Annotated in this window: 16 protein-coding genes; 3 read left to right on the forward strand and 13 right to left on the reverse strand. The window is 69.9% G+C overall.

The window, feature by feature from the left end; translation table 11 throughout:
* Positions 1-167: 167 nt before the first annotated feature.
* Genes AC16DP_RS30185 through AC16DP_RS30225 form a run of 9 tightly spaced genes read right to left on the reverse strand, consistent with a single transcriptional unit; the run spans position 168 to position 9613 of the window.
* On the reverse strand, positions 168-1139 hold the full coding sequence (locus tag AC16DP_RS30185) for an ATP-grasp domain-containing protein (RefSeq protein WP_329728921.1): 972 nt from the start codon (positions 1137-1139) through the stop codon (positions 168-170).
* Between the two features lie 20 nt (positions 1140-1159).
* Positions 1160-2872, reverse strand: coding sequence for an assimilatory sulfite reductase (NADPH) hemoprotein subunit (cysI, locus tag AC16DP_RS30190; RefSeq protein ID WP_329728922.1), 1713 nt, complete (start codon positions 2870-2872; stop codon positions 1160-1162).
* A gap of 12 nt (positions 2873-2884) precedes the next feature.
* Complete coding sequence (locus AC16DP_RS30195; RefSeq protein ID WP_329728923.1) at positions 2885-4711, reverse strand: assimilatory sulfite reductase (NADPH) flavoprotein subunit; 1827 nt, start codon at positions 4709-4711, stop codon at positions 2885-2887.
* On the reverse strand, positions 4708-6366 hold the full coding sequence (locus tag AC16DP_RS30200; RefSeq protein ID WP_329728924.1) for a GTP-binding protein: 1659 nt from the start codon (positions 6364-6366) through the stop codon (positions 4708-4710). The genes AC16DP_RS30195 and AC16DP_RS30200 overlap by 4 nt, the downstream gene beginning before the upstream one ends.
* On the reverse strand, positions 6366-7283 hold the full coding sequence (cysD, locus tag AC16DP_RS30205) for a sulfate adenylyltransferase subunit CysD (RefSeq protein WP_329728925.1): 918 nt from the start codon (positions 7281-7283) through the stop codon (positions 6366-6368). Before cysD ends, AC16DP_RS30200 begins: the two co-directional genes overlap by 1 nt.
* Positions 7276-8076 (reverse strand): uroporphyrinogen-III C-methyltransferase, encoded by an 801-nt coding sequence (cobA, locus tag AC16DP_RS30210; protein WP_329728926.1) that lies wholly within the window; start codon positions 8074-8076, stop codon positions 7276-7278. The genes cysD and cobA overlap by 8 nt, the downstream gene beginning before the upstream one ends.
* Positions 8073-8714, reverse strand: a complete 642-nt coding sequence (locus AC16DP_RS30215; protein WP_329728927.1) for a precorrin-2 dehydrogenase/sirohydrochlorin ferrochelatase family protein — start codon at positions 8712-8714, stop codon at positions 8073-8075. The genes cobA and AC16DP_RS30215 overlap by 4 nt, the downstream gene beginning before the upstream one ends.
* On the reverse strand, positions 8711-8854 hold the full coding sequence (locus tag AC16DP_RS30220; RefSeq protein WP_329728928.1) for a hypothetical protein: 144 nt from the start codon (positions 8852-8854) through the stop codon (positions 8711-8713). Before AC16DP_RS30220 ends, AC16DP_RS30215 begins: the two co-directional genes overlap by 4 nt.
* Before the next feature lie 21 nt (positions 8855-8875).
* Positions 8876-9613, reverse strand: a complete 738-nt coding sequence (locus AC16DP_RS30225; RefSeq protein ID WP_329728929.1) for a phosphoadenylyl-sulfate reductase — start codon at positions 9611-9613, stop codon at positions 8876-8878.
* A gap of 277 nt (positions 9614-9890) precedes the next feature.
* Between AC16DP_RS30225 and AC16DP_RS30230 the strand changes: the two genes are divergently transcribed.
* Positions 9891-10697 carry an MOSC domain-containing protein gene (locus tag AC16DP_RS30230; RefSeq protein WP_329728930.1) on the forward strand — a complete coding sequence of 269 codons (807 nt, stop codon included), beginning with the start codon at positions 9891-9893 and terminating at the stop codon, positions 10695-10697.
* On the opposite strand, the gene AC16DP_RS30235 is transcribed toward AC16DP_RS30230, so the two are convergent.
* Positions 10639-14760 (reverse strand): protein kinase domain-containing protein, encoded by a 4122-nt coding sequence (locus AC16DP_RS30235; RefSeq protein ID WP_329728931.1) that lies wholly within the window; start codon positions 14758-14760, stop codon positions 10639-10641. The two genes, AC16DP_RS30230 and AC16DP_RS30235, sit on opposite strands and share 59 nt — an antisense overlap.
* Positions 14761-15247: 487 nt before the next feature.
* On the opposite strand from AC16DP_RS30235, the gene AC16DP_RS30240 reads away from it, so the two are divergent.
* A complete protein-coding gene (locus tag AC16DP_RS30240; RefSeq protein WP_329728932.1) occupies positions 15248-15391 on the forward strand; it encodes a YhjD/YihY/BrkB family envelope integrity protein in 144 nt (47 codons plus the stop codon).
* Positions 15392-15407: 16 nt separating this feature from the next.
* On the opposite strand, the gene AC16DP_RS30245 is transcribed toward AC16DP_RS30240, so the two are convergent.
* The 3 genes from AC16DP_RS30245 to AC16DP_RS30255 form a co-directional block, all read right to left on the reverse strand.
* Positions 15408-16985: a cyclic nucleotide-binding domain-containing protein gene (locus tag AC16DP_RS30245; protein WP_329728933.1), complete on the reverse strand. Its 1578-nt coding sequence runs from the start codon at positions 16983-16985 to the stop codon at positions 15408-15410.
* A gap of 24 nt (positions 16986-17009) precedes the next feature.
* Positions 17010-17144 carry a hypothetical protein gene (locus AC16DP_RS30250; RefSeq protein ID WP_329728934.1) on the reverse strand — a complete coding sequence of 45 codons (135 nt, stop codon included), beginning with the start codon at positions 17142-17144 and terminating at the stop codon, positions 17010-17012.
* A gap of 134 nt (positions 17145-17278) precedes the next feature.
* A complete protein-coding gene (locus tag AC16DP_RS30255) occupies positions 17279-17956 on the reverse strand; it encodes a hypothetical protein (RefSeq protein ID WP_329728935.1) in 678 nt (225 codons plus the stop codon).
* 141 nt (positions 17957-18097) lie between these two features.
* Here AC16DP_RS30255 and AC16DP_RS30260 point away from each other — a divergent pair, with 141 nt between their 5' ends.
* Complete coding sequence (locus tag AC16DP_RS30260) at positions 18098-19561, forward strand: PQQ-dependent sugar dehydrogenase (RefSeq protein WP_329728936.1); 1464 nt, start codon at positions 18098-18100, stop codon at positions 19559-19561.
* The last annotated feature ends 198 nt before the right edge of the window (positions 19562-19759 follow it).

Genomic DNA, 19759 nt, shown 5'->3' on the forward strand with positions numbered 1-19759 from the left:
GCAAGAGTGCATCGGGCTCGAGCGCGCCTCTGTTTGGGAAGAGGTGGGGGTGGAGGAACGCCTTCTCGACACCTTCATGGGACGGCCCAACGCCACGGCGGAGCGGCACAAAGTCCGCCTGAAGTAGCGCCACTCGGCCTGGGCGCATGGGCAGCAGACCCTCCCGCTCACGGCGCACGCGCATGCCGGCGATCTTCGCGGAGCTCAGCCTCCTCCCCGCGCCGCCGGGCAGCGATGACCTCCAGGAGGTAGTCCGCCAACTGCTCGTGCGGATCCCACCCCAGCACCTTCATCGGATTGGCCACGAAGTTGGACAGACCGTTGATGTCATAGAAGCGGCGCGTACCGTCGCGGTCGTCGATCATGAACTCGATGCCGCACAGCTCCATGTTCGCCGCGCGCGAGAGGGTCTCCACCGCCTGGATCGTCTCGGCGTCGATCTGCGTCTGCTCGATGGTGATCTTCGGCTTGCCCACCAGGCACGCATCGGCGGGACACAGGTCGAAGGAGCCGCCGTCCGTGGTCAGGGAGATGGCGTAGAGGAAGCGCCCGGCCAGCGTCTCCGCGCGCACGATGCGGCCGCCGCGCGTGGGGATGTACTCCTGCACGAGCAGAACGCTGTCGATGCTGGTGGGCGTGGTGCCGTCCGCAACGGCCTGGGCGAGTTGCTCCATGCTGTCGTAGCGCACGACACCGGCGCCCGAGCCCCCGATGTTGACCTTGACCACGATGGGGAAGCGCAGGCCCTGGGCGGCTCGGGGCAGGTCCGCCCGGCGATGCACCACGCGCGTGGCCGGGGTCGCATAGCCCAGCGAATCGATGAGCGAGAGCTGGCGGGCCTTGGACGTGTCCACCGCGAGCGCCGGATTGCCGTTGATGATGCGGGCGCCGCACTGCTCCCAGTGTGAATAGAGCGACTGGGCGTAGAAGATACCGTGCTCGTCCTGGCGCAGGAACGAGCTCATCGCCACGCGGCTGAAGATGACCGGCGCGGGCGGCGTGCGGTCACCCAGATCGAAGAAGTGCTCGTCGAGGCGCAACGGCACGTAGGAAATGCCACGCCGGTCGAGCGTGGCGAACAGGGGTTTGAACCACTCGGGGTGCTCGTAGAAGACAGCGATCTGGGGCTGCGTGCTCATGGGACTGGATGCTACGCGAATCAGCCCGCGGTGGCGGAGACCGGACGCGCGGCGGCCTGAGGCGCGGCGACCACGCCCGTGCGCACGGTGAAGTCACCAAATCCTTCCCCCGGCTGCCGGTCGCGCGCGAACGCGGCGAACAGGGGCTCGAGCGCGGACAGGAGGCCGGCCTCGTCCAGGTTCTCGCGGTACAGACGGTTGAGCCGCTGCCCCCGCTGATCTCCCCCGAGGAAGAGGTTGTAACGGCCGGGCCCCTTCCCCACCAGGGCGATCTCCGCCAGGTACGGCCGGGCGCAGCCATTGGGGCAGCCAGTGATGCGCAGCAGGATGTTCTCCTTCTCCAGCCCGTGCGCCGCCAGCCGCTCCTCCAGCAGCCCCGCCACGCGAGGCATGTAACGCTCGGCCTCGGCCATGGCCAGGGCGCACGTCGGCAGCGCCACGCAGGCCAGCGCGTTGCGCCTCAGCGGGCTCGCGCTCCGGAAGCTCGTGATGCCGTATTCCTCGACCCGCTTCTCGATGGTCCGCCGCTCCTCCGGCGGGATACCCGCGATGATCAGGTTCTGGTTGGGCGTGAGCCGGAAGTCTCCCTTGTGCACCCGGGCGATCTCCCGCAGGCCCGTCAGGAACCGCTGGCCCTCCGTGTCCGCCACCCGGCCGCTGTCGATGTGCAGCGTCAGGTTCCACCGGCCGTCATGGCCCTGGATCCACCCGAAGCGGTCCCCGTTGTGCTCGAACGCGAACGGCCGCGCGGGCTCCAGCGGGTAGCCCAGCCGCTTCTGCAGCTCGGCGACGAACCAGGCGATGCCACGGTCCTCGATGGTGTACTTCAGGCGCGCGTGCTTGCGGTTGGTGCGGTCGCCGTAGTCGCGCTGCACCATCACCACGTTCTCCGCCACGTGCAGCATCTGCTCCGGGCGGATGAAGCCGATGACGTCCGCGAGCCGCGGGAACGTCGCCGCCTCACCGTGCGTGGCACCCATGCCGCCGCCCACCAGCACGTTGAAGCCCACCAGCTCCCCGCCCTCGATGATGGCGATGAAGCCCAGGTCCTGCGAGAAGACGTCCACGTCGTTCAGCGGCGGCACCGTGATGCCCGCCTTGAACTTCCGGGGCAGGTAGGTGGGCCCGTACATGGGCTCCTCCTCGCCGCCGGCCACCTTCTCCTTGTCCAGCCAGATCTCGTAGTACGCCCGCGTCTTCGGCAGCAGGTGCTCGGAGAGGCGGACGGCCCACTGGTGCACCACCTCGTGCGCGCGCGAGTCCACCGGGTTGGGGTTGCACATCACGTTGCGGTTCACGTCTCCGCACGCGGCGATGCTGTCCAGCAGCACCGCCTCCATCCCCTTCATGGTGCTCTTCATGTCCCCCTTGAGCACCCCATGCAGCTGGAAGGCCTGACGCGTAGTGATGCGCAGCGTGCCGTTGGCGTACGTGCGCGCCAGCTCGTCCAGGGCGAGCCACTGCTTCGGGGTGCACACCCCGCCCGGCAGGCGGGTGCGGATCATGAAGCTGTAGGCCGGCTCCAGCTTCTGCTGCCGGCGCTCCTCGCGGATGTCCCGGTCGTCCTGCTGGTAGCTGCCGTGGAACTTGATGAGCTGGGTGTCGGCCGGAGCGATGGCGCCGGTGAGCGGGTCCGCGAGGCTCTCGGCCAGCGTGCCTCGCAGGTTCCGGCTGCGCGCCTTGATGTGCTCCACCTCGGAGAGGGCCGGAGTCGTCGGATTCTTGCTGCTCATGGTGTCTCTCGCTCAGTAGACGTCGCGCAGGTAGCGCTGCTGCTCGCGCAGCGAATCAAGCCAGGCCTTCGCGTCCTCACGGCTCTTGCTCCCGTGGGTCGCGATGATGTCGACGAGGGCTTCCTCCACGTCCGGCGCCATGCGCTTCGCATCGCCGCAGACGTAGAAGGACGCACCGCCCTCCAACCACGCGTAGACGTCGCTCCCCTTCTCGCGCAGGCGGTTCTGGACGTAGACCTTCTGGCCCTGGTCCCGCGAGAACGCCAGGTCGATCCGGTGCAGCGCGCCCTGCTTCACCGCCTCCTGCCACTCCACCTGGTAGAGGAACTGGCTGCGGAAGTGCTGCTCGCCGAAGAAGAGCCAGTTGCGGCCGCTCGCGCCCGTCTCGGCGCGCTCCTGCACGAAGGCGCGGAACGGCGCCACGCCCGTGCCGGGGCCCACCATGATGATGTCGCGGCTCGGATCCTTCGGGAGCCGGAAGCGCTCGTTGGTCTCGATGAAGACGTCCACCGTGTCCTGGCCCGCCTCGCGCGTCGCCAGGTAGTTCGAGGCGGCGCCCACGTGGCGCGTCCCGAAGGCCTCGTACTCCACCAGGCCCAGCGTCAGGTGGACCTCCTCCCCTACCCGCTTCTGACTGGAGGCGATCGAGTAGAGCCGCGGCGTCAGGCGGCGCAGCGCGCCCACCAGCTCCTCGGCGCTCCACTTGCCGGGATACTGGCGGAGCAGATCGATCACCTGATGGCTGTTGAACAGCGCGCGCAGGGTCTCACCGCCCTCCGGCGTGAGCAGGCGCCGCAGCTCCGCGTGGCTGGAGCGCTCGGCGTGGCTCGCCAGGAACGGACGGCTCAGACGGGTGATCTCCAGCTCCTCCGAGAGCCAGCGCTTCAGCGGCAGGCCGCGCCCCTCGCGCTTCACCTCGGTGGCGCCATCGAGCCGCAGCTCGGAGAGCACCGCCTCGACCAGCTCCGGCGGATTCCGGGGAATCACACCGAGCGCATCGCCCGGCTCGTACGTCAGGCCCGAGCCCTCCAGCGAGAGCTCAAGGTGACGGACGTCCTTGAGGGCCCCGCGCCCGGTGATGCGCTGGTTGCACAGCACCTGGGACGGATAGGGATTCTCCTTGCTGAAGGTGGGCGGCACCTGCACGGTGCGCAGCGGCGTGACGGTCGCCAGCGAGGCCTCGGGCGCCAGCTCCTTCTTCGCGTGCTCCAGGGCCTGGCCCAGCCAGGGCTCGGCCACGGGCTCGAAGTCCACGTCGCACTCGGCCCGCGCGAACAGCCGCGTGCCCCCGAGCTCCGCGAAGCGCTCGTCCAGGACGCGGCCGATCTCGCAGAACTTCGGATAGCTCGAATCGCCCAGCCCCAGCACCGCGAACCGCAGCTGCCCGAGCGCCGGAGCGCGCTTGCTCCGGATGAAGTCGAAGAAGCCGCGCGCGTCATCCGGCGGATCTCCATCGCCCTGGGTGCTGATGACCACGTACAGGAGCCGCTCGTTCTTCAGCTCGCGCACGGGGTAGTCGCTGGCGCGGAAGCTGCGCACGGAGAGCCCGGCGGCCTCGGCCCGCTGCTTCAGGCGATCGGCCAGCTGCCGGCTGTTGCCCGTCTGGGTGCCGTAGACGATGGTGAGCGTCCCCTGGGGCGCGGCCTGCACCGCCGCCGCGGGCGGGGCCACCGGGAGCGCGCCCGGGAGCTGCCGGGCCGCGAGCCCGGCGAAGTAGCCGCTCAGCCACGTGAGCGACGGCGCATCGAGCCCCTCGACGAGGCGCTGCAACTGCGCGCTCTTCTCCGCGCCGAGCGGTGTGGCCAGCGCGGGGATGGAGGCATTCACGGAAGAGGTCACGACCGGTTCTCCTGGGCGTCCAGGATCTGCTTCACCTGGCGCTCCAGCTCGTGGGTGGGATCCAGCTCCAGCCAGGGGACACCGGCGCCGCGGAGCTGATCCCGCAGCCCCTGCCGCGCCTGCGGAACGGGGGTGTAGAGGATGGCGAGCAGCCCGGCCTCGGCCAGCGCGAGCGCGTTCTCCGCGTCGCCCCGGACGGTGACCACGTGCCGGCCCTGGTCGAACAGGGCCCGCTCCAGCCGGGGCGCCAGCGTCTGCACCTCGGGAGTGCCCGCCAGGAGGATGACCGCGCCCGACTGGCCCAGGCGCGCGAGCCGCTCCCCGGCGGAGATGAGCGAGCGCGCTTCCTGATCGCCCGCCTCTCCCGCCGCGCCGAGGATCATGCCCGCCGCGACCGTGTCGTTGGTGAGCGGATCCACGACGATGAAGGCGCCCGTCTTCCGGTTCTCCGTGTACGGGTCGCAGACGAGCGGCCGCTTGCAGACGAGCCGGACCTTGCCGATGTCATTGAGCGCCAGGGACTCGGCGGGCACCTCGGAGAGGGCCTCCAGATCCTTGCGCCAGAGCACCTGCTCGACGTGGGCCGGCACGTACTTGGACGTGTGCTTCACGAGGTAGCGGCGCGAGGTGTCCAGGCGCTCCTCGCCGAACCACACCAGCATGGCCTCCAGGTACTGGAGCGCCACCGGTGCCTTCCCGGCATGGGCGATGAGGTCTCCGCGGCTGACATCCACCTCGTCCGCCAGACGCAGCGTCACCGAGGCCGGCGCGCTGGCCTCCCCGAGGCTCCCATCGAAGGTGTCGATGGCGGCGATGTGCGTGCGCCGCTTCGAGGGGAAGACGACGACCTCGTCCCCCACGCGCACCGTGCCGGAGGCGATCTGCCCGGCGAACCCGCGGTAGTCCAGGTTGGGCCGCAGCACGTACTGCACGGGGAAGCGGAAGGGCGCTCCGTCCAGCCGACGCTGGTGCGGCAGCGACTCCAGCCACCCGAGCAGCGTCTCGCCGTCATGCCAGGGCGTGCGGGCGCTCGGCTGGGTGATGTTGTCACCACCGCGCGCGCTGATGGGGAAGTAGCGCACCTGCTCGAAGCCGAGCGTGGAGGCGAACGCGTCGAACTCCTTCGACAGCCGCTCGTAGACGGCCGGGTCGAAGTCCATCAGGTCCATCTTGTTGATGGACACCGCCAGGTACGGAATGCCCAGCAGCGAGGCGATGTACGCATGGCGCCGCGTCTGCGGGAGGATGCCCAGGCGCGCGTCCACCAGGATGACGGCCGCGTCGGCCGTGGAGGCCCCGGTGGCCATGTTGCGCGTGTACTGGATGTGTCCCGGCGTGTCGGCGACGATCACCTTGCGCCGCCGCGTGGAGAAGTAGCGGTACGCCACGTCGATGGTGATGCCCTGCTCGCGCTCGGCGCGCAGTCCATCCGTGAAGAGCGAGAAGTCGATCTCCCCGCCCGCGCTGGCGCGCTTCACCGCCGCCACCTGATCCTCGAACAGGCCGTTGCACTCGTACAGGAGCCGGCCGATCAGCGTGGACTTGCCGTCGTCCACCGAGCCCACCACCACCAGGCGCAGCAGCTCCTTCTCGTAGTGCTCGGCGAGGAAGCGCTGGAGGTCACCCTTGTCGTTCAGCTGCAGTGCGGCGGTCATTAGAAGTACCCCTCGCGCTTCTTGAGCTCCATCGAGCCTTCTTCGTCGTGGTCGATGAGGCGGCCCTGCCGCTCGGACACGCGGGCCTCCATCATCTCGGTGATGATCTCCTCGACGTTGGACGCCGAGGACTCGATCGCACCGCTCAGCGGGTAACAGCCCAGCGTGCGGAAGCGCACGCGTTTCATCGTGGCCTTCTCGCCCGGATGCAGCCGCATCCGCTCGTCATCCACCATGATCCACTGGCCCTTGCGGTCCACCACCGGGCGCTCGGCGGCGAAGTACAGCGGCACCACGGGGATGCGCTCCTTGAGGATGTAGTGCCACACATCCAGCTCGGTCCAATTGGAGAGCGGGAAGACGCGCATGCTCTCGCCCGCGTCGATGCGGCCGTTGTAGAGGTTCCACAGCTCGGGCCGCTGCTTGCGCGGCTCCCACTGGCCGTGACGGTCGCGGAACGAGTAGACGCGCTCCTTCGCGCGGGACTTCTCCTCGTCGCGCCGGGCGCCACCGAAGGCCGCGTCGAAGCCGTGCAGCGCGAGCGCCTCCAGCAGCGTCTGCGTCTTCATGGCGTGCGTGTACTTCTGGCTGCCATGATCGAAGGGGTTCATGCCCTCGGCGAGCGCCTTCTTGTTCTGGTGCACCAGGAGCTTCAGCCCGAGCTTCGCCGTGAAGCTGTCGCGGAACTGGTACATCTCCCGGAACTTCCACGTGGTGTCCACGTGCAGCAGCGGGAACGGCAGCGGCGCCGGGTGGAACGCCTTGCGCGCCAGGTGCAGCAGCACCTGCGAGTCCTTGCCAATGCTGTAGAGCATCACCGGGTTGGCGAACTCGGCCGCCGTCTCCCGGATGATGTGGATGCTCTCCGCCTCGAGCACCGCCAGATGCGAGAGCCGCGCGGACGGGATTTCACTCATGACCAGCCTCCACCTTCAGGAACTGCTCGCGCTCGGATGCCACGGACCGCGACTCGACCAGCGAGCGAAGCTGGGAGCGCAGGGAAACGACTTCGCCCACCACCAACATGGCGGGAGAGCCCACGGATGCCTCACGGGCCCTGGCGGCGATGGACGAGAGCGGAGCTTCGATCACCCGCTGGTGCTCCCAGGTGCCCGCCTCGACGATGGCCGTGGGGGTATTCGGAGAACGGCCCGCGGCGATGAGCCCCAGGGCCGCCTCCTCCAGGCGGCTGCCCGTCATGAACAGCACGAGCGTCTCCGACCCGGCCAGGTGCGCCCAGTCCGGCGACTTCCCGGCCCGGTACGCGGTGGCGAACGTCACCGAGCCCGACACGCCCCGGTGGGTGATGGGAATCCCCGCCGCCGCCGGAGCCGCCACGCCGCTGGAGACTCCCGGCACCACCTCGTAGGCGATGCCCGCCTCCTCCAGCGCGAGGGCCTCCTCCCCGCCCCGGCCGAAGACGAACGGGTCGCCCCCCTTCAGCCGCACCACCGAGCGGCCGAGCCGCGCCTGGGCGATGAGCAGCGCGTTGATCTCCTCCTGCCGCACCGACTCGCCCCCACCCTCCTTGCCGACGAACAGCAGCCGCGCCCGAGGCCGGGCGTGCTTCAACACGCCGGGGTGGATCAGCCGGTCGTAGACCACCGCGTCCGCGCCCGCGAGCAGCTGGGCCGCTCGCAGCGTCAGCAGACCGGGATCTCCGGGCCCCGCGCCCACCAGGTAGACCTTGCCGTTGACCTGCTTGCTCATGGCTTCTCTCCAAAAGTCTCCAGCGCGGCGCGCACCCGAACCCAGGCGGCCTTGCGCTCACCGCGCGTCAGCAGCTCCCCCGCCTCGCCCTCCACCAGCTGCTTCAGCAACTTCATCCGCCCGGCGCCCGCGGGCAGCCGCTTGCGGAGCCATCCCGTCAGCCGGGCCAGTTGCACGTGCCCGGGCGTCACCTGCGCCACGAACTGCTTGCGCAGCCGCCGGGCCAGCGCCGGGGCCTGCCCGGAGGTGGAGACCGCCACCACGATGGGGCCGCGCCGGCCCACCGAGGGCAGCGTGAAGTCGCACAGCTCCGGGATGTCCGCCGCGTTCACCCAGATGCCCAGGGCCCGCGCCTCGTCCGCCACCGCCTCGCTCACCCGCCGATCATCCGTGGCCACGAACACGACGTGGTGCCCGCGCACGTCTCCGGCCGCGTAGGCACGCTCGGCCAGCTCCAACCGGCCCGCTTCCGCGAGGCGGCGGATGACCGGACCCACGGAGGGCGCCACCACGCGCAGCACCGCGCCCGCGTCCACGAGCTGCTGGCTCCGCTCCTCGGCGATGGTGCCGGCTCCCACCAGGAGCACCCGCTTGCCGTTCAACCGGAGGCAGACGGGGAAGTCCACGTGCGTGCTCACGACGCCACCTGACTCTTGCGCAGCAGGAGGAACCGCTGCCAGGCGGAGCCCACGAGGAAGCCGCCAATGGCCGCCGGCACCGCGTGGCCCACCGCGCGATCCACGAACAGGGCGAGCTCCGCTGGAGTGAAGGAAGGCATGGGCTCTCCTCGGGCCTGGGATCAGCGGCGGACGTGCAGCCCGCACTCACGGTTCTCGGGGGACTCCCACCACCAGCGGCCGGCGCGCTCGTCCTCGTAGGGCTTCACCGCGCGCGTGCACGGCGCGCACCCGATGGACGGGTAGCCCCGGTCGTGCAGCGCGTTGTAGGGCACGCCGTTCGCCTTGACGTACGCCCACACGTCCTTGCTGCTCCACCGCACCAGCGGATTCACCTTGATGAGGCCATGGCCGGCATCCGCCGCCACCGCCTGGACCTCCGTGCGGGTGACGGACTGCTCGCGGCGCAGCCCCGTCACCCACGCCTCCCGGCCCGCCAGCGCGCGCCGCAGCGGCTCCACCTTGCGGATGCCGCAGCACTCCTTGCGCGCCTCGATGCTCTGCTTGAACGAGAAGTACCCCTTGGCCGACTCCAGCGCCTCCACCCGCTCCCGCTCCGGGAAGTACGTCTCGATCTCCACGCCGTAGCGGCGGCGCACCACGTCCATCACCTCGTACGTCTCTGGCGGCAGCCGGCCCGTATCCAGCGTGAACAGGCGCACGCTCGGAGCGTGCGTGCGGGCCAGGTCGATGAGGACCATGTCCTCCACACCGAAGCTGGAGGCGATGGCCGCGCGCGCGCCGAACCGCTGCTCCACCCAGGCGAGCACCACCTCGGCGGGCGCCTCGAGGAACTGCTCCGTCGTGGCGCGCAGCTCTTCCTGGGACAGGGCGAGGGACAGGGCTGATGACTGGGACATGGCGATTCCCTGCAACGAAAACAGCCCGTCACCTCTCACGAGGGCGGGCCACACCAACGAGGGGGTGGAGAGGCAATTCGCCCGGCACCGCCCTGGGGCCCAGGGGGTGGAGCTTCATTGTGTGGACACTAGTAACGCCGATGACTTCCATCCGTCAAGGTGGACAGTGTGCCAATATGACGGATGCCACCCGGGCCCGCCTCCCTGGATGCTTTTCGAGCCAGGAGTCCGGCAGCCGCGGATGCAGTCCGGGTCCGGATGGGGCAGAACGGGCCTCGTGCCGACCCTGACCTCCATCAACATCCATCCCCTCAAGTCGTGCGCGGGGCTGCCGTTGACCCGCGCCACCGTGGAGCCGCTCGGGCTCCAGCATGATCGCCGGTGGATGGCGGTCCGCCCGGATGGCTCCTTCATGACCGGACGCGAGCTGCCCGCCCTGGTGCGCGTGCGCGCCGTGCCCGGGCCCTCGGGGCTGCACCTGTCCGCCCCGGGCATGCCGGAGCTCGAGGTGCCCCTGCCGCCCGCCGGAGCGCCCCGCCTCGACGTCACCGTCTGGGATGACACCTGCTCGGCCGCCCGCGCCCATGAGGACGCGGACCGGTGGCTCTCCGAGTACCTCCGTGAGCCCACGCGGCTCGTGTACGTGGACGAGCGGATGCAGCGCCCGGTGGATCCGAAGTACGCCGCCCCGGAGGATCGCGTCGGCTTCGCCGATGGCTTCCCGCTGCTGCTCATCTCCGAGGCGTCGCTGGCGGACCTCAACCAGCGCCTGGCTCAGCCCGTGCCGATGAGCCGCTTCCGTCCCAACCTCGTGGTGAGCGGCTGCGCCCCCTTCGCCGAGGACGGCTGGAAGCGGCTGCGCATCGGCACCGTGGAGCTGGCCGGGGTCAAGCCGTGCGCCCGCTGCGTCTTCACCACGGTGGATCCGGAGACGGCGCGCGCCGATCCCCAGCAGGAGCCCCTGCGCACGCTCTCCACCTACCGGCGCCTGGGTCCCAAGAGCGGCGTGATGTTCGGCCAGAACGTCATCGTGCGGCGCCCGGGGGAGATTCGCGTGGGGGACGCGGTGGAGCTCCTGGAGTAGACCGGAGCGAGCCGAGCAGGGCCCGGGCCGCCTGGAGCTCCGGTACCTCGAGGTCCGGCTCGAACCGGCCGCACAGGCGCTCCAGCCCACGCCGTGCCCTGTCCGGGTGTCCCGTGTCACGGAGCTGGCGAGCCAGGGCCACGCGTGCACGCAGCTCGAAGAGCCAGGCCCGCTGCCGGTGGGCGATGACCACGGCTCGGAGCAGGCTGCGCCTGGCGTCCTCCTCCTTCCCGGCCGCCCGGAGCAGTTCTCCCTGAAGCCGGTTCATCTCGGACTTGAACAGGCGCGCCCTCGTCTCCCCCTCGAGCCCCAACGCCTCTCTCACCTGGGCCAGCCCTTCCTCCACCTGCCCCAGCAGCAGGGACACATCCGAGAGAAGATAGAGGTAGTAGGGCATCAGGACCCTGGCGCCCAGTTTCCGCATCATCCCAATGCCAGCCCGCAGCGCTTCGAGCCCTTCCCGTGTCCGCCCGAGCCTGCACAATGCCCACCCCTGAAGCCCCTTGGCGAAGGCCAGGAGAGGAGGGAAGACGCCCCGGGTGGCAACCGCCGCGCAGGCCTCCGCCCACTCCAGGGTGCCCGGTACCTCGCCACGGAACTGACAGGCCGCGGACAGATAGACCAGCGCCGTCCCCCGGGATGCATGGGCCTGCCCACGGACCACCTCGATCAGCTTGTGACTGAAACGCTGGGACTCTCGAGGCCGGACCTGTAACAGGTGGACGAGACAGTGGATCACCAGATCCGCCACCCACTCGTCCACCCAGCTGTCCTCGAGGAGGGCCTGTCCCATCTCGAGCCGGGGACCCAACCGCACCGCCTGTTCACTGTACTCCCGCGCCCTGTCGAGCCCTCCTTCGTAGAAACAGAGGCTCGCCAGCAGCCGGTAGCCCTGAGACACCAGCCTCGGGTTGCGCCGCTGCTGGCCCAGCACGAGGAGCTGTCCGGCCAGCTCGTGCGCCTTCTCGAACCTCGCGCCCATGACGAGGTAGGAACCCAACCCCATACAGAGCAGATCGAGCTCCGGAAGTGCCTCTCCCCTCAGGCGGAGCAGTTCCTGCGCGCGGCCATAGGTCTGCTCCACCTCGGGTGAGCCGTAGCCCTGGGTGTTGAGCAAGATGAGACCGAGACCACTCAGCAAGCGCATCTCGTCCACGGCCCGCTGCGCGCCATCCGGGAGGCTGCGCACCAAGGTCAGCGCCTGTTTGAAGTGGGAGCTGGCCTCCAGGCTGGCGGAGCGGGCGAGGGCGAGCTTTCCGGCGAGCTCCCACTGGTGGATGGCCAGCACTTTCTCCGCTGCTTCCGTGTAGTGGTAGGCGAGCACCTCGGGCCGTGTCTCCACCACGTCCTGGAAGCCCTCCAGCAGGGCCTGGGCAACGCGCCGGTGATGCTCCCGCCGCAAGCCACGCGGGAGTGACTGATAGGCGGCCTCCTGGATGAGGGCGTGGCGGAACTGGTACTCCTCCACGCCGGGCTCATTCCCCAGGTGTTGCAGCAGCCCCGCCGAGACGAGCCCCAGGAGGTCCGCCCGTACCGTGGCCTCGTCCCGGGCCAGGAGCCGCACGAGCAGGGGCTGGAGGAAGTCACGTCCGACCACGGCGCACAGCTGTGCCAGCGTCTTCTGCCGGGGCGGCAGCGTATCCAGCCGGGCCAGCAACAGCTCATGCAAGGTGACGGGGATGGAGGACAGGCTGCCCGCGAAGGATTGCTCGAGCACCATGCGTGTCATCTCCTCCACGAAGAGCGGGATGCCGTCCGTCTTCGCCACGAGCCGCTGGACCGTCTCCTCGGGCAGGCTCGCGCCATGAGCGGCCTCCCGCACCAGGGCCGTCGCGGACGCCGCCGACAGCCGGTCGAGCACGAGCAGGTGGAAACCCGGGGATGGCGGCCAGGCCGGCTGGAACCCGGGGCGGGCAGTGAAGAGGAGGAGGAGCCTGGCCGTCGCGATGTCCTGGATGAGAAGGCCGAGCAGCTCCAGCGAGGAGGGATCGGCCCAGTGCAGATCCTCGATGACGAGCAGCACCGGCCGCTCCTCCGCCACCCGCACGAGCAGGAGCCGCAGGGCCTCGAACACCTTCCGCTTGCGCTCCTTCTGGTGCTCCAGCGCGGCCAGCAGGGCGGAAGGCTCCGTGGCATCGGGTGAGGCGAGCAGCGCGACGAGCTGCCGTCCGTGCTCCAGAGACACCCCCAGTTCTTCCAGCCGCGCCTCCACCGCGCGCGCACCGGGTGGCGAGCGCCCCTCCGGTCCGAGCAGGAAGAAGCGCCGCAGCAGCTCGAGGATCGGATGGAAGGCGCTGTTGCGGAACGGCTCCCAGCACTGGCAGAGCGGAAGGTGGCTCGACTCCGGAGACACCCGCTCGCGCAGCTCCTGGATGAGGCGGGACTTGCCAATACCGGCCTCGCCGCTGAGCAGGACACAGGCCCCCTGCCCCCGCCGCGCCCGCTCCCAGAGGCCCATCAACCGCTCCAGCTCGTGCTCCCGCCCCACCAGCGGGGTGAGCGCCCCGGCCACGAGCGTCCGCTCGAAGCGGGAGACCGCTCTTCTCTCCCGCCCCACGCGGTATGCCTCGGAGGAGGGGGAGCCGGAGGGTTCGGTCTCGAAGGCGCCCCTCACGAGCTTCCACGTGGTCGCGCTGAGCTCCACCCCCCCGGGCCCTGCCCTCCGCGCCAATGCGGCCGCCACCCGCGGAGCTTCACCCTGGATGGTGGGCATCCGTCCCAACCCCTCCGAGGGGAGCGCATCGAACACCACCGCATCCGTGTGGATGCCCACCTCCACCGCGAGCCCGGGGTGAGACAGCCACGGACCTTCGCAGGGGAGCTCCCGTGTCAGGTGGAGCCCCGCGCGCACCGCCCGTTGCGAGTCATCCTCCCGGGCCGTGGGGTAGCCGAAGCAGGCCAGCACCTCGTCACCCACGGACAGGGCGATGGCGCCGTCGTACCGCTGGAAGACGTCCGCACACCACCGCTGGAAGGCCGCCTGCAGCTCGCTGGCATCCTCGGGATCGAGCCGCTCCCGGGTGTCGGAGGAAACCACGAGCCCGCAGGACACCAGGGTGATCCGCCGGCGCTGGGGGACCTGAAGCACCGGGGTCTCGCGCCAGGGCCCGAGCGCTTCCTCCAACCGGAGCAGCCGCTCCCGCAGCTCGGACGCGCTGCCCAGACGCCGCTCGGGCGCCTTGGCCAGCAGAGCGGCCACGAGCCGCTCCACCTCCTCGGGCACCTGCGGAACGCGCTCGCGCACGGAGGGGACCGGCTCGGAAGACAGGATGTTCTCGCGCAGCTCCTGGAACGAGGCGAACGGATAGGGCAGCTCGCCGGTGAGCAGCTCGTACAGCATGATGCCCGCCGCCCAGAGATCGGTCCGCGCGTCCTGCTTCTCTCCCCGCCACTGTTCCGGTGCCATGTACGCGGGCGTTCCGGCCGTGGGCAGATGGGGAACGAGCGGGGCGTTGCCGGACATGAGGTGCGCCAGCCCGAAGTCGAGCAGCTTCACGCTGCCCTCGCGAGTGACGAGCACGTTGCTCGGCTTGAGGTCGCGGTGGACGATGCCGTGCGCATGGGCATGCGCCAGACCCGCGGCCACGCCGCCCAGCAACTCCAGCGCCCGCCGCAGCCCCGGCTTCTCACGCCGCAGCAGTGAGGCCAGGGACTCGCCCTCGAGGAGCTCCATCACCAGGAAGGGAACCCAGGGCTCCCAGGGCGCACCACTCCACTCGGAGACATCGAAGAGACGGACGATGTTCTCGTGATCGAGCCGGGCGATGGCCCGGGCCTCCTCCCACAGCTGCGAGTCCGGCGGTTGCCCGGCCCGCGTGCTCCGGGCCAGCAGGAACTTGAGGGCCACCTCGCGCCGCAGCTCGCAATCCCGGGCGCGGAAGACCTGTCCCATCGCGCCCCCACCCAGCTCCCCGAGAATCTCGAACCGGTGCCCTTCCCTGCCCCCCATCCGCGTGCCGGGCCGAGGAACCCGGAGCGGCGCCTCTACCCGGGCCACCTCGCTCAGGAAGGGGTCCTCGAAGTCCTCGGGCTCCGAGGGAACGCGGCCCTCTGAAGGAGGCACGCTCCCTTGCTCCCCCTCCTGGCTGTTTCCCTGGTGCATCACGCGCTCCCCGGGGGCCCTCGCCAGAGCCCTCCTCATGGGTAACCCTGGCGCGAGGGCCTGGAATCAGTGACCTCGGGGCAATGGAGTGCTCGCTCCCCCGAGAGGGCTGAAAGAATTACGCCCAATCACCAAGCCGGAGCTGTCACCGGGTGCCCGTTTCCCTCGGATTCGAGGCCAGCAAGCAGGGCCGGAGCGCTGGCACGGCGCGTGCCGTGCTCATGCGCCATGACCGTTGCGCTGCGTGCTCGAAGCACCTTCCAGCTCTTCAAGAAGGCCTTCTCGGAGTGGAACGAGGACAAGGCCCCGACGTTCGCCGCCTCGCTCTCCTACTACACGATGTTCTCGATCGCCCCGGTGCTCGTCATCGCCGTGAGCGTGGCCGGCATGGTCTTCGGCGAGGAGGCGGCGCGGGGTCGGCATCGGCCTGTACCTGGGCCGGAGCACCGTGTCCTCGAGCTATGGCGCCGCGGGCTCGCTGGCGGTGGTGCTCATCTGGGTCTACTACTCCGCGCAGATCCTCTTCCTGGGCGCGGAGTTCACCCAGGTCTATGCCCGGAACCACGGCAGCCGGGCGCGGCAGCCGGCGTGAAAGGCGCAGACGCTGCTCAAGGAGTCCGTGCTCCAGGCGGCCCCGCGGCAGCAGCAGGGCCGGCGATGACCTTCCCGGGGAGCGGCTCCCCTCCCCCCGCCTCGCGCCGCGGCTCCGGCGCCGTGTCGCGTGGCAGCAGGATGAGCCGCGTGGACTCCTGGGCCCGGACGTGCAGGGGCCGCTCCAGCTCCAGCAGCATCGAGCCGCGCGCCGTCACCCACAGGCCCTCGTGCTCGATCTCCAGCACGCCCGACAGCACGAACACGTGGGTGCCCGCCTCCAGGGCGAGCGTCTCCCGTGCCGCCAGGTCGCGGTGCTCGCCCCGCCGCACCCAGGAGAGCCGGCCCTTGCGCCCCAGGTGACCGTAGCGATCCATCCCACGCACCAGGTCATCGAAGCGCCGCTCGGCGAACTTCCGCCACACGCCCTGCCGGAGGCTCGCGTTGGCCTCCATCATCGGCAGCAGCGCCGAGCGCGGAATGCGCACCAGCATCGACGAGGTGGCCGTGCGGATGGACGCCGAGCGCCGCTCTCCCGCGAGCATGGCGATCTCCCCGAACAGCGAGCCGCTGCCGAGCTCGTCCACCACCTTCTCGCGCTCCCCGCCCTCGGCCAGCACGTAGACCGCGCCGCTGGCGAGCAGGTACATCTCATCGCTGGCGTCTCCCCGGTGGAAGACGTACCTGCCGCCCGGAATCGTGACGATCTCCGAGCGCCGGGCCAGCTCGCGCAGCGTGGCCTCGTCGAAGTGCGAGAAGAGCGACGCCCGGCGCAGCTGGCGGAGCACCTCGGGGCGGAGCAGGCGGGCGCCCACGGCCGTCTTCTGCATCAGCGCCGCCAGGGCCTGCAGGGGCTGGCGCAGCCGGCGCTGGAGCATGGCACGGAGCATGTGGCCCAGATTGGCCACGGTGATGGGCACCACCGTCACCAGGCCGTGGCCCTCGGCGTAACCCGGGTTCGCCTCGACGAAGAAGCGCGCCGCGGGCTTGTCGCAGTGCAGCCAGTACTCGCGCTCCATCTCCGTCTCGCGCGTGCGCCAGCCCACGTGCCGCACCAGGGGATGGGCCGGGTCCACCCTCTCCAGGCCGAACTCCGTGGCCAGCTCGTCCATGAAGGCCAGCAGCTCCGCAGGCACCTCCGTCTGGCGCCGGGGCCACATCTCGCCGAAGTGGTTCGCGAACAGCAGGTAGCTGGACGGGTGCACCAGCGAGCCCAGGAAGAACACCCGCCGGCCCGGGTTCTTCAGCACGTAGCGCAGCGCCGTCTTCAGCCAGAAATACGTGCTCGCGTTGACGCCACGGTAGGCCCGCAGCGAGCCCGCCTCCGAACGGAACACGGACGTGGGCACGCCCCTGAACCGCTTGTCGAAGATGTGCAGGGCGAAGTACCCGACGATCTCCCCCTCCTCGTTCCTGTGGATGTTGATCCACGTGTGCTCGGCCTTCGACTCGACCACGTACCTGGCGAAGGTGTCCCGCTCCACCCCATCGAAGATCTGCCGGTGCACCTCGTAGAGCGAGTCGATGAGCCTGGCGCGCGCCTCGGGGGCCAGGGACTGGGGGACGACGGCCTCGCTGCGGGCGATCCGGGACATGGATGCATCCTGTATCCCAATTTTCTACTTCACACCGGCCGCGCGGCGGATGAGCGCTCCCTTCACCCGGTGGAGCCGCTTGCTGGTGGTGATGGTCAGCGAGGTGAGATCCGTGGGGGCGTGGGTGAGACACTCGTACCCGTCCCGCGTCACCCGCACGGTCTGTCCTCACTCGAGACCAGGAAGGCCTCGAGCCCGGTCATGTCCGGCCTCTGTTCGAAAAAAGGAACGCCCGGCAAGCCGCATGGGCCCCCGGGCGTCTTCACTTCAGCGGATGCTCCGGCGCGGTGCCACTACGCCTTCGGAGCCTCCTGCTGCGACTGCTGCTCCGGCTTCTTGGGGGAGACCAGCGAGTCGATCTTCCGCGTCAGCCGATCCAGCTCGCGGTTGATGGCCTCCACCTGCGACTGGCTCGCCACGCCGCCCACCACCTTCACCATCCGGTCCTGCAGCCCGGTGAGGCGCTGGCGGACCTCGCCGCCCACCCACGTCGCCTTCTTCTCCAGCTCCTTCACGGCCGGCTTCTCGCGCAGCTCGTTCACGTGCAGCCGCTGCAGCACCTCGCGGCTGGAGTCGCGGCCGCGCGACACCAGCGTCTGCAGCGCCTTCTGCGCCTCCGTCTCGAGCTGGCCGAACTGCTTCTGCGCCTGCTCCAGCCGGCCCTTCACGAAGGACGACACCTGGCCCGCGGCCTCCGTCACCACCGTCTCCACCTTCGCCGCCTCGGCCTTCACCGCCTCGGCCACCTTCTCCACCACCGGCGTCTCGGCCTTCACCGCCTCGGCCTTCACCGCCTCGGCCACCACCGTCTCCGCCGTCACCGTCTCGGCCTGCTGCTCGGCCACGGGCGCGGCCTCCTGGGCCACGGGCGCGGCCTCCTGGGCCACCGCCTCGGTGCTCACCTGCTCCGTCGTCTGGGCCACGGACTCCTTGGCGGCCCCCTCGGTCTTCGCCGTCTTGTTCTTCGCCATGTGTGCTCGTCTCCTGGACTCCGACTGACGGGTCTACAGGTAACGCATCGCGTCAACGGCGTCAATAGGTTTTTGACGCGATGCGACATTTGTCCCGTACCCGAGGGAGGGGCGGGCGAGCGAGCGTACAGTGCGCGCGCCATGTTCAACGCTTTTCGCTCCATCCTCACCTGCGGCCTGCTGGGACTGTCCACTGTCGTACAGGCCCAGGCCCCCCAGTCCTCCCGGCGCGACGTCGCCGGCATCTATGCCTCGCTCTGCGCCAACTGCCACGGCCCCAAGATGGAGGGGGCGCTGGGGCCGAGCCTGGCCGACGACATCTGGAAGTCCGGCGCCGACGACGAGGGCATCGCACGGACCATCCGCGAGGGGCAGATTGCTTCGGGGATGCCCGCGTTCTCGGGCGCGCTGTCGTCCCGGGACATCCGCGCGCTCGTCATCTACATCCGCGAGCAGGGCGCGCAGCGGCGGAACGCGGCCGTCTCCATCGCGAAGCCGGTGGCCGGCGCGCCCGTGAGCAGCGAGCTGCACGCGTTCAAGCTCGAGACGGTGGCCGAGGGGCTCGACACTCCATGGTCCGTGGCGTTCCTGCCCGACGGGCGCATGCTGGTGACGGAGAAGGAGGGGCGGCTGCGCGTGGTGGAGAAGGGCCGCCTCCTGCCCGAGCCCATCGCCGGCACGCCGGAGGTCTGGTCCAGGGGCCAGGGCGGGCTGCTGGATGTCGCCGTGCATCCCGACTACGCGAAGAATGGGTGGATCTACCTCTCCTACAGCGACCCGGGCGCGAATGGCTCCGCCATGACGGCGATCGTCCGCGGCAAGCTGCGCGAGGGCCGGTTCGTGGAGCAGCAGACGCTCTTCCGCGCCCCGCCCGGGCTGTACCGCACCGGGAACGTGCACTTCGGCTCGCGCTTCGTCTTCGACGGCAAGGGGTACCTGTTCTTCTCCATCGGCGAGCGGGGCCAGAAGGAGGACGCGCAGGACGTGACGCGGCCCAACGGCAAGGTGCACCGCATCCACGACGACGGGCGCATTCCGAAGGACAACCCATTCGCCGGCCGCGAGGGCGCCATCGCGAGCATCTGGAGTTACGGCAACCGCAACCCGCAGGGGCTGGCGCGGCACCCGGTGACGGGGGAGCTCTGGGAGACGGAGCACGGCCCCCGGGGCGGGGACGAGCTGAACCGGATCGAACCGGGCCGCAACTATGGCTGGCCGGTCATCACCCACGGCATGAACTACGACGGCACGCCGATGACGGATCGCACCGCGCAGGAGGGCATGCAGCAGCCGGTGTTGCACTGGACGCCGTCCATCGCCGTGTGCGCGGCGGACTTCTACACGGGCAGCCGCTTCCCCCAGTGGAAGAACGATCTGTTCGTGGGCGCGCTGGCGCAGCAGGAGGTGCGGCGGCTGAGGCTCGAGGGCGGCAAGGTGGTGCACCAGGAGGTGCTGTTCAAGGACGTGGGCCGCGTGCGCGACGTCGTGAGCGGACCCGATGGCTACCTCTATGTCGCCTTCAACGGGCCCGATCGCATCGCGCGGCTCGTCCCGGCGCCCGCGAGCGAGCCCTCCTCCGGCAAGACAAGAAACACAAGGCAGTAAGGCCATTTAATGCCTAACAATTTTTCAGCAGGACCATTCAACCCATCATATTCATGACAACTGGCCCAACGCATGCATGAGAGCAGGAACCAGGGGCTCTTGTGAGCGATTTCGAGCACAGAACAGACGTCGGCCCTCCCGGGGGCGCGGGTAGCAAGCAGGACGGTTGGAAAGGGTGCGACGAACGATTCGACGGAT

The organism is Archangium sp., assembly GCF_057119385.1.